This is a genomic window from Frondihabitans sp. PAMC 28766, from assembly GCF_001577365.1.
In the GTDB taxonomy this organism is placed as follows: domain Bacteria; phylum Actinomycetota; class Actinomycetes; order Actinomycetales; family Microbacteriaceae; genus Frondihabitans.
On sequence record NZ_CP014513.1, the window covers coordinates 1,889,821 to 1,904,004 of the forward strand.

The window sequence follows — 14,184 nt, forward strand, 5'->3', positions numbered from 1 at the left end:
CCGCTGACATGGAGGCCGCCGATCTGATCGCCGGCCTCGACGATCAGCAGCGCCTCGCCGCCGAGACGCTGCTCGGCCCGGTCTGCCTGCTGGCGGGCGCCGGCACGGGCAAGACCCGCGCAATCACGCACAGGATCGCCTACGGGGTCGCCACGGGTGTGTACGCGCCCGGTCGCGTCATGGCCCTGACCTTCACGTCGCGTTCGGCCGCCGAGCTTCGCGGGCGCCTCCGGCCCCTGGGTGCCGGCAGCGTCGCCGCGCGCACCTTCCACTCCGCCGCGCTCTCGCAGCTGCGCTACTTCTGGCCGCAGACCATGGGCGGCACGATGCCGCAGCTGCTCGACAGCAAGGCGAAGCTCGTCGCGCACGCGGCCGAGACACTGCGCCTCCGGCTCGATACCGCGAGTCTCCGCGACCTGTCCGGCGAGATCGAGTGGCGCAAGGTGTCGCGCCTCACGATGGAGGAGTACGCGGCGGCCCTTCCCACCCGAAGCCTGCCGCAGAGCGTCAGCCCGGACGCCGCCGTCGCCCTGCACCAGGCCTACGAAGACGTGAAGGACGAGCGCCGTCAGCTCGACTTCGAAGATGTGCTGCTCGCGACCGCGGGCATGCTCGAGCTCGAACCGAGGGTCGCGCAGCAGGTGCACGAGCAGTACCGGTTCTTCGTCGTCGACGAATACCAGGACGTCTCGCCTCTGCAGCAAGACCTGCTCGACCTCTGGCTCGGCGACCGCAACGACCTCTGCGTGGTCGGCGACGCGAGCCAGACGATCTACTCGTTCGCCGGCGCCTCGGCGGAGTACCTTCTGGGGTTCGGCTCGCGCTACGACGACGCCACGGTGCTGCGGCTCGAGCAGAACTACCGGTCGTCGAGGCCCATCGTCGAGACCGCCAACCAGCTGATGCGCGGTCGGCCCGGCGCCCTCCACCTGCACCCGGTCGCCGACGAGCCGGGGCCGCGGCCGCGCGTCGCCGACTTCGTCTCGGACAGCGCCGAGGCGCGAGCCGTCGCCGAGAGCATCGCCGACGAGATCCGTCAGGGCGCGGCGCCCGAGAGCGTCGCCGTGCTCTACCGGGTCAACATCCAGGCGGCCGCTCTCGAGCGGGCGCTCGCCGACGTCGGCGTCAGCACGCGCGTGCACGGCTCGAGCCGGTTCTTCGACCTCCGCGAGGTCAAGCAGGCGCTGATGATGCTGAAGGGCGCCGCCGTCAGCATTGTGAACGAGCCGCTGTTCAAGACGGTCAGCGACGTGCTGCGCTCCCTCGGCTGGACGCAGGAGCCCCCCGAGCAGCGCGGCGCCGTGCGCGACCGGTGGGAGTCGCTGAACGCCCTGATGGGCCTCGCCGAGCAGGCGGGTGAGGGCACGACCCTCCGCCAATTCGTCGACGAGCTCTTCGCCCGTCAGGCGGGCCAGCACGAGCCCACCATGTCGGCGGTGACGCTCGCCACGCTGCACTCGGCGAAGGGTCTCGAGTGGCCGAGCGTCTACATCGTCGGCCTCAGCGAGGGCACGCTGCCGATCAGCTACGCCACCACGGCGGAGGGGATCGACGAAGAGCGCCGCCTGCTCTACGTCGGGATCACCCGAGCCCGCTCGCGCCTCCGCCTGTCGTGGAGCCACCAGGGCCAGGGCCGAGGCCAGACCGATCGTCGCCCGAGTCGCTTCGTGGAAGAGCTGCGCATCCGCACGCCGGATGCAGTCGGCTCGTCGTCGTCGTAACCGCCCCGGTCGCGTAGTCCAGGGTCTCCATGAGGGCGTCGGCCCCGGTGTCGGCGGCGACGAGCGCAGGATCCTGACGCCTCAGGATCCTGCGGACGGCACGCACCGCCCCCTCCCGAAGCCCCACGCGAGGCATGGCGGCCGGCGCCCGCCGCCACAGCTGGCCCGCGATCACGCCCCACGCCGGGTCGACGTCCGACCGGTGCAGGTCGAGGCAGTGCGCGCACGCGGTCTCGCCGGGCACGACGAACGGGCCGATGCGGGTGCCGCGGTCGCCGGCGACCACCGCCAGGTGCGGTAGGTCGCGGCGCATCCACGCGGCCGAGACGCCGGGGTCGTGCACGAAACGCGACACGGCGACCCCCAGGGCGACGTCGTCACGCAGGCCTGCGGTTTCGGAGTCGACACGCAGCACGGCGACGCCCTCGGACGCGAGCAGTTCGGCGATCTCCGAGGCGAGGCCGCAGGATCCGGCGACCTCCACGACGGGCACGTCACGACGGGCGTCGGCCTCGGTGGCGTCGCGGGCGAGAGCCGGGGCGAGGCGCTCGACCAGCGCCCCCACGTCGCGATCCTGGCCGCCGGTGCGCTGCACGAGGTGGCCGAGCCCCGACGAGCCCTCGCCGGCGGCGATCGCGGCGACGACCCGCTCGTGCCGGGCGGTGAGCCCGCTCAACACCACCGCAGGGCGGTCGATGCCGATCTGGAGGGTGTGCGGGTCGCGCCAGACGATGGGCAGGGCGGGGTCGAAGCGGATGTCCATGGCCACGAGGATGGCCGAAAACGGTCAGCGGTGCGCTGCGTTCTCCACAGGCACCGTGCTCACAGGCACCGTGCTCTCCACTGGCACCGTGCTCTTCACCGGCACTGTGCTCTCCACAGGCGGTGGGTGCCCGACCGCCTCTCTACTTCTCGGGCTCGGAGGCCGACCCGTCGTCACCCTCGCGCGGCCGGTCTTCGCCGGTGTCGTTGAGGAGGTCTTCGATGGCGCGGTCGACGTCGTCGAGGGCGGGTTCGGTCGACGTCAGGCGGGCGATGAGGCCCTGCGGGTCGTCGATGTCGTCGCTCGTCGGCACGATGTCGGGGTGCGCCCAGAGGGAGTCGCGCGTCTCGGCCCCGGTGGCCTCCGACACGGCCTGCCACATGGCGGCGGCTTCGCGAAGGCGGCGGGGGCGAAGCTCGAGCCCGACTAGGGTGGCGAACGCCGACTCGGCGGGGCCGCCGGCGGCCCGGCGGCGACGCACCATCTCGGCGATCGACGCGGATTTGGGCAGTCGCTCGGTGGCCTTGGCGGTCACGACGTCGACCCAGCCCTCGATGAGGGCGAGCGTGGTCTCGAGGCGGGCCAGGGCGGCGAGCTGCTCGTCGGTCTTCGGTGGGATGAGGGCGCCGGACGCCATCGCCTCCTGGAGCTGCTCGGGGTTGGCGGGGTCGAAGTCGGCGGCGAGCTCTTCGAGGCGGCTCGTGTCGATGGTGATGCCTTGCGCGAACTCGCGGATGGACGAGATGAGGTGGAGGCGCAGCCAGCGTGCGTGGCGGAAGAGGCGGGCGTGAGCCAGCTCGCGGACGGCGAGATAGAGGCGCACCTGGTCGACGTCGACGTCGAGGCCCTCTCCGAAGGCTGCGACGTTCTGGGGGAGGAGGGCCGCCTGCTGGTCGTCGAGCAGGGGGATGCCGACGTCGCCGCCGGAGACGACCTCGGTCGAGAGCTGCCCGACGACCTGGCCGAGCTGCATGGCGAACAGGGCGCCGCCGACGTTGCGCATGACCTGGCTGGCCGAGGCGAGCATGTCTCGCATCTCTTCGGGCGCCTGCTCGCTGAGAACGCGGGTGAGCGAGTCGGCGATGGAGTCGGCGACCGGCTCGGCCAGCTGGCTCCAGACCGGCATCGACGCGCGCGCCCACTCGGCGCGGGTCATCAGCCGGGGCTCGACCGTGAGCTCGGCGACGTAGGTGACCTCGTCGAGCCAGAGGGCGGCGACGTGGAAGGCCTGCTCGAGGGCGCTCACCTCGGCGGGAGGCGTCACGACGGCGGACGAGTTGCCGATGGCGGTGGCCTGGTCGCTGGCGAGCGACCAGTCGATGCCGTCGCCTGAGCGGTTGACGGCCGACTGCAGCTGGCTCATGAGCCGCGCGACGAACGCGGGGTCGTTGGGCAGGCCGGCGGCGCCGACCAGCTTGGACGGATCGATCTCGGAATCGCCGGACAAGAATTGCCGCAGCATGTCGCGGAACTCGTCTTCGGACCCCGGCTGCGCATCTTCAGACATGGCAACTACGCTAGCCGGTGGCCACTCGAACAGTCTGGGTTTCGACCGCTTCTCGCAGGGCCGACACTGCGCCTACGGCGAACACTCCCGCAGGGCCCCCCAGCGCCCAGCCGAAAGGACCGACCTCTGTGGCCTACTTCGCCGCCCCTGACACCCCCCGCCCCGCACCCCGCCGCCGCCGGGGCTGGATCGGACTCGCCTTCCTCGGCGCGGCCGTGATCATCGGCATCGTCCTGTCGCTCCTGCCAGCTCCCTACCTGATCGAGCAGCCCGGACCGGTCTTCAACACCCTCGGCACGAACCCGTACGACGGCAAGGCGACCCCGCTCATCACCGTCGACGGCCACCAGACTTACGCCACGTCCGGCAGCCTCGACCTGCTCACCGTGAGCGTCGTCGGCGACCAGACGCAGCGCCCGAACTGGGCCGAGCTCGTCCGCGCGTGGTTCGACCCCAGCCGCGCGGTGATCCCGATCGACGAGATCTACCCGACCGGCATCTCGAACAAGCAGGTCGACGAGCAGAACACCGTCGACATGGAGCAGAGCCAGAAGTCGGCTGTCACTGCGGCTCTCGCGCACGAGGGCTACAAGGTCGGCACGGCCGTCACCGTCAGCACGGTCGAGAAGGGCAGCCCGGCCGACGGCAAGCTCGAAAAGGGCGACGTCATCACTGCGATCGACGGCACGACGCTGTCGACCAACAGCGACGTCGACACCCTGCGGGCGGTCATCGCCAAGAATGGCGCCGCCCCCGCACGACTCACGGTCAGCGACGGTGGCAGTGCCACCAAGACGGTCACGATCACGCCTCAAGAGGTGCAGGGCACGTACCTGCTCGGCATCGCGGCCAGCGTCAAATACGACTTCCCGTTCACCGTCACGCTGAAGCTCGCCGACGTCGGCGGCCCGAGCGCCGGCATGATGTTCGCCCTCGGGGTCATCGACAAGACCACGCCGGGCGCCCTGAACGGCGGCAAGAAGGTCGCCGGCACCGGCACGATCACCGCGAGCGGCGTTGTCGGCGCGATCGGCGGCATCCGCCAGAAGATGTACGGCGCTCGCGAGGCCGGGGCCACCGTCTTCCTCGCCCCGAAGAGCAACTGCAACGAGGTCACCGGGCACATCCCGTCCGGGCTGCGGGTGTACGCGACGACCTCGCTCGACCAGTCGGTGAAGATCCTCGACACTGTCACCAGCGGCAAAGGCGTTTCACAGCTTCCCACCTGCCCCGTCGACTGACGACTTTCGCCGCAGGTTGGGCACATAGGATGGCGGTTCCACCTCTCCACCAGCCAGGAGCAGCCTCTTGACTTCCTCCGCATCCGCGTCGACCGGCGGGGCCTCCGGGCCGATCCGCTCGGGCCGGCGTTCCCCTCGCGTCCCGATCCTGGTCACCATCGGCATCCTCGCGGTGCTCGTGATCCTGTTCTTCATCTTCGCGAGCCTCGCCACCGACTACCTCTGGTATCAGCAGCTCGGCTTCACGCGCGTGATCATGACGCAGTGGATCACCGGTGTCTCGCTGTTCTTCATCGGGTTCCTGGCCATGGCCGTGCCGGTCTACATCAGCATCGACGTGGCCTTCCGCTTCCGGCCCGTCTACGCCAAGCTCAACTCGCAGCTCGACCGCTACCAGCAGGTGATCGAGCCCCTGCGGCGCACCGTGATGGTCGGCCTGCCGGCGATCCTGGGTCTCTTCGGCGGCATCGCCGCGTCGAGCCGCTGGTCGGTCATCCTGCAGTACTTCAATCGCACGCCGTTCGGCACGAAAGACCCGCAGTTCCACCTCGACATCGGGTTCTACGTCTACTCGCTGCCCTTCTACCAGGGCCTCCTCGCCTTCGCGTCGGCCGTCGTCCTGCTCTCGGCGATCGCTGCGCTCGCCACGAGCTACCTCTACGGCGCTCTGCGCTTCTCGGGCCGCGAGATCAGGATCAGCCGCGTGGCGCGCATCCAGATCGCCTCCACCGCCGCCCTCTACCTCGCGCTGCAGGCGGTGAGCCTCTGGTTCGACCAGTACGCGACCCTGGTCGACGGCAACAACAAGCTGCTCGTCGGCGCCACCTACACCGACGTCGTGGCCGGGATCCCCGCCAAGCAGATCCTCGCCTACGCGGCCGCCGTCGTCGCCATCCTGTTCATCGTCACGGCCGTCGTCGGCCGCTGGCGCCTGCCGCTCATCGGCACGGCGCTGCTGCTCATCATCAGCCTGCTGATCGGTGCGGTGTACCCGTGGATCGTGCAGCGCTTCACCGTCGACCCGTCGGTCAAGAGCGTCGAGTCGAGTTACATCCAACGGAACATCAACGCGACCAGACAGGCGTACGGGGTCGCGAGCGTCAAAGAGACGAACTACGACGCCAAGTCGACCGCGACCAAGGGTGCGCTCGCGAACGACGCGACGACCACCGAGAACATCCGCATCATCGACCCGGCCCTCGTCACCGACGCGTTCGCCCAGCTGCAGCAGTACAAGCAGTACTACCAGTTCCCCTCCACCCTCGACGTCGACCGCTACAAGATCGACGGCAAGGTGCAGGACGTCGTGATCGCGGTGCGCGAGCTCGACCAGTCGAGCCTCGGCACCTCCAACACGCCGTACAACTCCACGTTCGTCTACACGCACGGCTACGGCGTCGTCGCGGCCTACGGCAACCAGCGATCGGCCGACGGCCAGCCGGTCTTCCTCGAGTCGGGCATCCCGCAGAAGGGCCTGCTGGGCACGGCCAAGACGATCCAGCCGCGCATCTACTTCGGCGAGGACAGCCCGCAATACTCCATCGTCGGCGGCAGTGGCCTCAACCACGTCGAGCTCGACTACCCGTCCGGCAACGACGACAACGGCAACAACGCCACCACCACGTACAGCGGCAACGGCGGGCCGAAGCTCGACAACGCGTTCACGAAGCTGATCTACGCGATCAAGTTCCAGTCCGAGCAGATCTTCCTCTCCGACGCGGTCAACAAGAAGTCGCAGATCCTCTACGACCGCGACCCGCGCACCCGCGTGCAGAAGGTCGCGCCCTACCTCACGCTCGACAAAGACCCCTACCCCGCGATCGTCAACGGGCACGTGGTCTGGATCGTCGACGGCTACACCACCACCGACGACTACCCGTACTCGGCCCAGCGCAGCCTCTCCGACGCGACGAGCGACTCGTCCGACACGACGCCGACCTTCCCCACCGACGAGGTCAACTACATCCGCAACTCGGTGAAGGCCACCGTCGACGCCTATTCGGGCAAGGTGACTCTCTACGCCTGGGACTCGAAGGATCCGCTGCTGAAGACGTGGGAGAAGATCTTCCCGTCGACGGTCAAACCGATGGCCGACATGAGCGGTACGCTGCTCAGCCACGTGCGGTACCCCGAAGACCTGTTCAAGATCCAGCGCGAGATCCTGGGCACCTATCACGTCACCGACCCGGGTTCGTTCTACAACGGCGATGACGCGTGGACCCCGCCGAACGACCCCACGAAGTCGACCGGCGACAACACCCTGCAGGCGCCGTACTACCTCACGATGAAATTGCCCGGCCAGAACGCGGCGTTCCAGCTGTACTCGACCTACATACCCGAGCAGCAGACCGAGTCGAACCAGCGGAGCGTGCTCACCGGCTATCTCTCGGCCGACTCCGACGCCGGCGACACCAAGGGCAAGATCTCGAGCAGCTACGGCAAGCTCACTCTGCTCACCCTGCCCAAGACGGACAACGTGCCCGGCCCCGGCCAGGTGCAGGCGAACTTCAACTCCGACTCGGCGGTCGCCAACCTGCTCAACATCCTGGGCAAGGGCGACACGCAGGTGAAGCGCGGCAACCTGCTGACGCTGCCCGTCGGCGGCGGGTTCCTCTACGTGCAGCCCGTCTACATCCAGTCGACGTCGAACACGTCGTACCCGATCCTGCAGAAGGTGCTCGTGTCGTTCGGCGACAAGATCGCCTTCGAAGACACGCTGAAGGGTGCGCTCGACGACCTCTTCGGCGGCGACTCGGGGGCGCAGACCGGCGACTCCAACCTCGGCACGGGCTCGTCGACCGGCACCGGCTCGTCGACGGGCACGGGCTCGTCGACGGGCGCAGGATCGACGGGCACCGGCAGCAGCACCGGCACGGGTTCGTCGACCGGCACGGGTTCGACCGTCGACAACGCCGCCCTCAAGACGGCCCTCGCCGACGCCAAGACGGCCCTCGCAGCCCGCCAGGCGGCCTACGCGAAGAACGACCTCGTCGCCGCAGCCCAAGCCGACACCGACCTGCAGAACGCGATCAACGCCGCTCTGAAGGCCGAGGGCCAGGGCTAGAAACACCCTGCGGCGCCGGTCGAGTCGCCTCGATTAGACCGGCGCCAATCCCCGTGATAGAGTCATTTCTTGTGCCGCGGGGTGGAGCAGTTCGGTAGCTCGCTGGGCTCATAACCCAGAGGTCGTAGGTTCAAATCCTGCCCCCGCAACAAAATGCATCAGGCCTGTCCTTCAACGGACAGGCCTTTTGCATTTGTCGCATGCCTTTTGGCCGCCTGCCAGCGGCGTCCGGCGACAGCCGTGAGGCCTCGGTTGCTCCCGGCGCATCTGTCGCGCGGGGGCCATTGGCGCTGGCGCGCCTCGGCGGGGTGCACACGGTCTTGGCGCTGCCGTCGCTCGATGTCGTCGAATCCGAATCGGCCAGTACACAACCTCATGAGGCCGTCGAGGTGGGCGACACGACGTCGCCGTAAACCCTCTCTTCGCCTACGACGCGTCCACCCTGAAGATCGTCGCCGCGCTCCCGGCTGTCGAACACGAGCAAGATCGCTGAGCTGTGGGTCACCGACGACGGCGCACCGAAGCTCATCACCACGGTTCCGACGGTGCGAATCCCGATCTCGTTCGATCGCGATCCTGCAACGCGCGACCTACACGTCGCCGGATGCGCCGACTCGCAACTGCCGGTCATCCCCGCCTCCGCATGCACGAGATGCACCGAACGGAACTGTGTCAGGGCTCTCGTCCGCCGGCTTCACGGCGGGCGGCAATCGACGTTTCGCCTATTCCTGACGGCGGGACGATGGTGTGATCAACGAAGCTCCTTTCGGCGGCTGATCTTGGAGTCGCCAACTGGATCCTGCCTTCCTGCCGGCGGTGGCGTCATCCCTACGACGTCTGTCTGAAGCCGCTGAGGCGAGAGACGGTCTCGAAATCCCGTTTCCGGAGGGCGTTGCGAGGGACCATCCAGCTACCGCCCACGGCGAACACGGCGGGGTGCGCCAAGTACGTGGCGGCGTTGGCGGCTGTGATGCCGCCACTCGGCATGAAACGCAGCGACGGAAACGGACCACTCAAGGCTTCGATCATCGCCAAGCCCCCGAGTCGTTCGGCCGGAAAGAACTTGACAGCCGTCAGCCCTAGAGCGACTGCGGCCTGAATTTCGGTCGCCGTCGCGATTCCGGGCAGAACTGTGACGTCGAGATCCTGCGCACGGCGAACGACATCGTGATCCAATCCGGGACTGACGATGAACCGGGCACCGGCATCGACGCATCGTGCCACATCACCCTCCGACAGCACGGTCCCGGCGCCGACGGAGAAATCGGGCACGTCCGACATCGCAGCGATCGCCCCCAGGCCTTCGGGGGTGCGGAGTGTGACCTCGGCTCGAGGGATACCGCCTTCTCGGAGGGCGAAGGCCAGGTCGCGCGCCAAGCCGACGTCATCGATGACGACCACCGGAACGACGCCCGAGATGTCGAGGATTCTCTGCGTGGAACGACCGAATTTCATGCGCTCTTCTCTCTGTCGTGACTGTCAGGACGCGTGCTCGACTCGGAGAGAGCCCTCGCGGTGGCGATGTCGGTCACCAGGACATTGGGAAGACCACTTCGAAGCGCGGCTCTGATGGGCCCTTCCTTTTCCCCTCCGCCGGCGACGGCCATCCGAATCGGCGTCGCTCGGATCTCGTCGATCGACACCCCCGTGACTCTCTCGGCCAGCGCCTCGATGATTCGGCCGTCGCTGTCAATGAAATGGCAGCATGCGTCGCCGACGACATGTCGCCGTTTCAGCTCAGCATGCACGGAGGTGCTCAAGACGTTGCCGCGGTACAGGGCCGACTTCATGTCGGCGCGGCGGACTCCGACGCCGGTGACGATGATGTCGAGATCCGCGTAGCGCGCCGCCGTTCGCGCGATCGTCTCATCACCGCGCAGGACGTTGCGTGCCGATGCGTTCGACACCAGTGCGGGGGCGTGCAGAAGGTACGGCTCGCCCTGCAGGGCTGAGGCTGCCTGCAGGACGAGGTGCGCACCGTTGAAGTCGCTGTCGGAGCTCGCGAATCCCCCGGCGAGTTGGAGGACGTCGGCTGGGCCGCTCGGTGAGAGGTGCCCGACGACTTCTGCGAGGGTGGATCCCCATCCGACGCCGACCGTCATGCCAGGGGCGACGTGCTCGTCGAGGTAGGCGGCGGCGGTAGCGCCGAGGCCTGCGAGCCCGCCAGGCGATCCCATCGGGAGCGTCGAGATCCGAACGTCTCTGAGGCCGTAGGTCGTGCGAACCTGCTCGGCTAGTCGCTCGATCCTTTGGGTTGGTTCGACGATCTCGATCCGCGCGATTCCGTAGCGCCGAGCGTCCTCGAGTATTCGCGCGACCTTGAAACGCGAGAGCTTCAACTGGTCCGCGATCTCGATCTTGGACTGATCGTCGAGCCAGAAAAGTCGACTGACCGTCGCTGCGAGTTCTTCGTCGAAGTCGCTCGGCAGCTCGGGAGTCGAATCAGAAAGTTGCATTGTTCACTCCACCCATCGAATGAGCATCAAAGTAACGCTCATCTGATCAAGCTGCAACAAAAACTGACCGGGGGTACCGACATCTTGCCGCCCGCCTCACAACTGGTACGAAATTGCGGCGGATCAATGGTTTTTTGCCCTGATTCGAACGAATCCCGACATCGGGCTCGACCTCGCTTGACGGTCCAAAAATGACCGTGCCATAGTCTCCGAAATCAGATGAGCGTTATTCCGAGGCTCATGTGAGCAGACTGAAAGTTTCTTGACGAAGGAGTCACCTTGCCAGAACGCGCCGCAGCCCGGATCGCTGTCGTGGGGTTCGCCCACATGCACTCCGGAGACCAGATCCGGCTCATCCTCGGCCACGACGCCGCCGATCTGGTGGGGGTCTGGGATTCCGACTCCGAGCGCCGAGACAGCATCTCCGACGACCTCGGCGTACCCGCCTCCGTCCGCTACGACTCTCTGGACGACCTCGTCGCCACAGCCAAGCCCGAGATCGTCGTCGTGTGCTCGACGACGGGCGATCACGTGGCGCTCGTCGAGCGACTAGCGCCGATGGGCCTCCACATCATCCTCGAAAAGCCTTTCGCCCTGAATATCGCCGAGGCGGACCGCATGATCGAGGCGGCACGGGCCGCGGGAACGATTCTCGCCGTCAACTGGCCTCTGGCCTGGTACCCGGCTCACCTGACGACGAAGCGGCTCATCGCGGAGGGAACGATCGGTGCGGTCACCGAGGTCCACTACTACGACGGCAACCGCGGACCGCTGACCCATGTTCACGACAAGGAGGACCGGGTCGACCCCGACCTCGAAGCCAAGCAGGCTTCGTGGTGGTACTCGCCAGAGTTCGGGGGAGGTTCGCTTCTCGACTATCTCGGCTACGGGGCCACCATCGCCACCTGGTTCCGCGACGGTGAGTTGCCGACGATGGTGACCGCCCACACGTGGGGTTCCGACGGGCTGGACGTCGACGAGCAATCGGTCGTCACCGCTTCTTATGCGAGCGGTCTCTCCACCTTCCAGACGAAGTGGGGCACCTTCAGCAACCCGTGGCAGCACCAGCCGGCGCCGGCCTGCGGGTTTGTCGTCGTCGGCACCGGAGGCACGATCACGAGTCGTGACTTCGCGCCGTCTGTCGCCGTCCAGACAACCAAACATCCGGGGGCCGTCCTGATTCCGGTCGACGTGCCTCGTCCCGAGCAGACCAGTGCGGTCAGCCACGTCATCCACGCCCTGAGCACCGGCGACGTGCCTACCGGCCCGACCAGCGACGAGACCTCTCGCCGGGGGCAGCTGATCGTCGACGCCGCGGCGACCGCCGCAGCAACGGGCCGCCTCACCGAACTCGCCAGCTCTGTCACGATCGGACACTGAACCATGACCACGACTACGACCACCCCGTCCACCGTCGACTACCTCCCCGTCGACCCGGCATCGAAGTCCGCACGCATCGCCGTGATCGGCTGCGGAGGCATCAGCGAATGGCACCTCGCCGCCTACCAAGCGGCCGGCTACCACGTCGTTGCCCTGTGCGACCTTGTCGAGGCACGGGCCGTCGAACGCCAGCAGCAGTTCTTTGCAGACGCGGACATCTACACCGACCACCGCCGGATGCTCGCTCGCGACGACATCGACGTGGTCGACATCGCCACCCACGTCGACGTCCGGCCGCGCCTGGTCCGCGACGCACTCGACGCCGGCAAGAGCGTTCTCAGCCAGAAACCGTTCGTCCGCGACATCGACGAAGGCCGCGATCTGATCGCCTACGCCGCGACGCACGACCTGGTCCTGGCCGCGAACCAGAACGGACGCTGGGCGCCTCACTTCTCCTACCTGCTTGCTGCGATTCGATCGGGCCTCATCGGTGATGTCCTGACGGCTGACTTCTGGGTGCACTGGCCCCACGACGAGGTCGTCGGCGGCAACGAGATCTTCTCGAACATGCACGACCTCATCCTGTTCGACTTCGGGATCCACTGGTTCGACCTGGTGTCGCGGATCTTCGTCGACGAACAGGCGACCGAGGTCATCGCCCGCGTGACGACGTCGTCGAACGCGAAGATCCCGGTGCCGACGAATGCCGAAGCACTCATCCAGTTCGACGAGGCGCAGGCGTCCCTGCGCTTCCGGGGCAGCAGCCACTACGCCGAAGAGGCCGGCTACCGCGTCGAAGGAACCCGCGGTGTGATCACGCACTCCGGTGGGTATCTCGGTGGCGACGCGGTGACGGTGACGACCGATGCAGGATCGGAGACCGTCACGCTCGAGGGTTCGTGGTTCGGCAACGGCATGCACGGCAGCATGGCCGAACTCCTCCGCGCACTCGAGGAGGGCCGCGCACCCTCCAACGCCGCCGCCACGGCTCTTCCGGGCCTGCAGCTCTGCTACGCGGCTCTTCAGTCTGCCCGAGACCACTCGACCGTAGATCCTCGTACCGTCGCGTCCGTCGACCGATGACCGGATCCGAATGCTGGCTGGGCATCGACCTCGGCGGCACCTACATCAAATGGGTACAGCTGGGCGCGGACGGGGACACACTCGCGTCAGGCCGCCGACCAACGCCGATGACCGGGCAGGCCGACGTCACCGAGGCTCTCGCGGACGTCGTTCTCGCGAGACTGTCCGCGGGCGTTCACCTCGCGGGTGTCGGGATCGCGGTCCCCGGTCATCTGAGTGAGGACCGGGATTCCATCACACTGCTGCCCAACGTTCCGGGCGAGTGGCCGGGCTTCCCGCTGGCCGACACGATCGTGGCGCGGACCGGGTTCGACCCTGTCCTGCTCAACGACGCTCGAGCGTTTGCGCTGGCGGAGATCGAATTCGGGTCGGCTCACGGCAGCGACGACGTCGTCTTCGCCACGATCGGAACAGGCGTCGGAGGGGCCCTGGCGGCTCGGGGCACGGTCGTCACCACGCGTCGGGACGGGTTCGGTGAGGTCGGCCACACCACCGTCGTCATCGATGGCGACCTGTGCGGGTGCGGAAGCCTCGGCTGCGTCGAGGCCTATGCCGGGGGCGCCGCCGTGCTCTCCCGCGCGAAAGCTCGAGGTGTCGCGCTGGAACTCGGCGTCGTTACGCTTGCCGCGCTGGGTCGACTGGCCGAATCGGATTCCGTCGCCGCCGACGTCCTGGACGAGGCCTATGACGCGTTCGCCATCGGGATCGCCACCTCGTGTGCCCTCACTGGCGCGCGGTTGGTCGTTGTCGGAGGCGCCGTCGCGCACGAACTCCCCGGCTATCTGAACCGCAGCCGCGAACGGCTGGCCGAGAGACTCGGCCTTCTCGGGCCGGTCGAGGTGCGCCTGGCGCAGCTCGGCCCCCGCGCAGGAGCCCTCGGAGCCGCGGTCGCGGCTCGAATCACCGCACGACATCGACCGCTGTCTTCGGAACCGGCGGCACACACGACATTGGAGCACCTGGTATGAG

Annotated in this window: 10 protein-coding genes and 1 tRNA gene; 7 read left to right on the forward strand and 4 right to left on the reverse strand. The window is 67.7% G+C overall.

Going from position 1 to position 14,184, the window contains the following annotated elements; genetic code table 11:
- The first annotated feature begins 8 nt into the window (after positions 1-8).
- Complete coding sequence (locus AX769_RS09205; RefSeq protein ID WP_066278455.1) at positions 9-1,721, forward strand: ATP-dependent helicase; 1,713 nt, start codon at positions 9-11, stop codon at positions 1,719-1,721.
- Positions 1,722-2,626: 905 nt separating this feature from the next.
- On the opposite strand, the gene AX769_RS09210 is transcribed toward AX769_RS09205, so the two are convergent.
- Positions 2,627-3,991: a zinc-dependent metalloprotease gene (locus tag AX769_RS09210; protein WP_066278457.1), complete on the reverse strand. Its 1,365-nt coding sequence runs from the start codon at positions 3,989-3,991 to the stop codon at positions 2,627-2,629.
- Positions 3,992-4,119: 128 nt separating this feature from the next.
- On the opposite strand from AX769_RS09210, the gene AX769_RS09215 reads away from it, so the two are divergent.
- From AX769_RS09215 to AX769_RS09225, 3 genes are all read left to right on the forward strand, one after another.
- On the forward strand, positions 4,120-5,232 hold the full coding sequence (locus tag AX769_RS09215; RefSeq protein ID WP_066278459.1) for a PDZ domain-containing protein: 1,113 nt from the start codon (positions 4,120-4,122) through the stop codon (positions 5,230-5,232).
- Between the two features lie 67 nt (positions 5,233-5,299).
- The gene (locus AX769_RS09220; RefSeq protein WP_369824079.1) at positions 5,300-8,296 is read left to right on the forward strand and encodes a UPF0182 family protein; all 2,997 of its coding nucleotides are present in this window, start codon (positions 5,300-5,302) and stop codon (positions 8,294-8,296) included.
- Between the two features lie 75 nt (positions 8,297-8,371).
- Positions 8,372-8,445 (forward strand) — tRNA-Met (locus tag AX769_RS09225).
- 224 nt (positions 8,446-8,669) lie between these two features.
- Here the strand turns inward: AX769_RS09225 and AX769_RS23860 are convergent.
- The 3 genes from AX769_RS23860 to AX769_RS09235 all read right to left on the reverse strand — a co-directional run bounded on the left by AX769_RS23860 (position 8,670) and on the right by AX769_RS09235 (position 10,752).
- Complete coding sequence (locus AX769_RS23860; protein ID WP_157887538.1) at positions 8,670-8,954, reverse strand: hypothetical protein; 285 nt, start codon at positions 8,952-8,954, stop codon at positions 8,670-8,672.
- Positions 8,955-9,124: 170 nt separating this feature from the next.
- Positions 9,125-9,751: a bifunctional 4-hydroxy-2-oxoglutarate aldolase/2-dehydro-3-deoxy-phosphogluconate aldolase gene (gene eda / locus AX769_RS09230; protein WP_066278462.1), complete on the reverse strand. Its 627-nt coding sequence runs from the start codon at positions 9,749-9,751 to the stop codon at positions 9,125-9,127.
- The gene (locus AX769_RS09235) at positions 9,748-10,752 is read right to left on the reverse strand and encodes a sugar-binding transcriptional regulator (RefSeq protein WP_066278468.1); all 1,005 of its coding nucleotides are present in this window, start codon (positions 10,750-10,752) and stop codon (positions 9,748-9,750) included. The genes eda and AX769_RS09235 overlap by 4 nt, the downstream gene beginning before the upstream one ends.
- A gap of 279 nt (positions 10,753-11,031) precedes the next feature.
- On the opposite strand from AX769_RS09235, the gene AX769_RS09240 reads away from it, so the two are divergent.
- The 3 genes from AX769_RS09240 to AX769_RS09250 are packed head-to-tail and all read left to right on the forward strand — an operon-like array spanning position 11,032 to position 14,183.
- Positions 11,032-12,132: a Gfo/Idh/MocA family protein gene (locus AX769_RS09240; RefSeq protein ID WP_204249352.1), complete on the forward strand. Its 1,101-nt coding sequence runs from the start codon at positions 11,032-11,034 to the stop codon at positions 12,130-12,132.
- 3 nt (positions 12,133-12,135) lie between these two features.
- Positions 12,136-13,215 (forward strand): Gfo/Idh/MocA family protein, encoded by a 1,080-nt coding sequence (locus tag AX769_RS09245; RefSeq protein ID WP_066278472.1) that lies wholly within the window; start codon positions 12,136-12,138, stop codon positions 13,213-13,215.
- Positions 13,212-14,183 carry an ROK family protein gene (locus AX769_RS09250; RefSeq protein ID WP_066278474.1) on the forward strand — a complete coding sequence of 324 codons (972 nt, stop codon included), beginning with the start codon at positions 13,212-13,214 and terminating at the stop codon, positions 14,181-14,183. Before AX769_RS09245 ends, AX769_RS09250 begins: the two co-directional genes overlap by 4 nt.
- Position 14,184 lies beyond the last annotated feature (1 nt).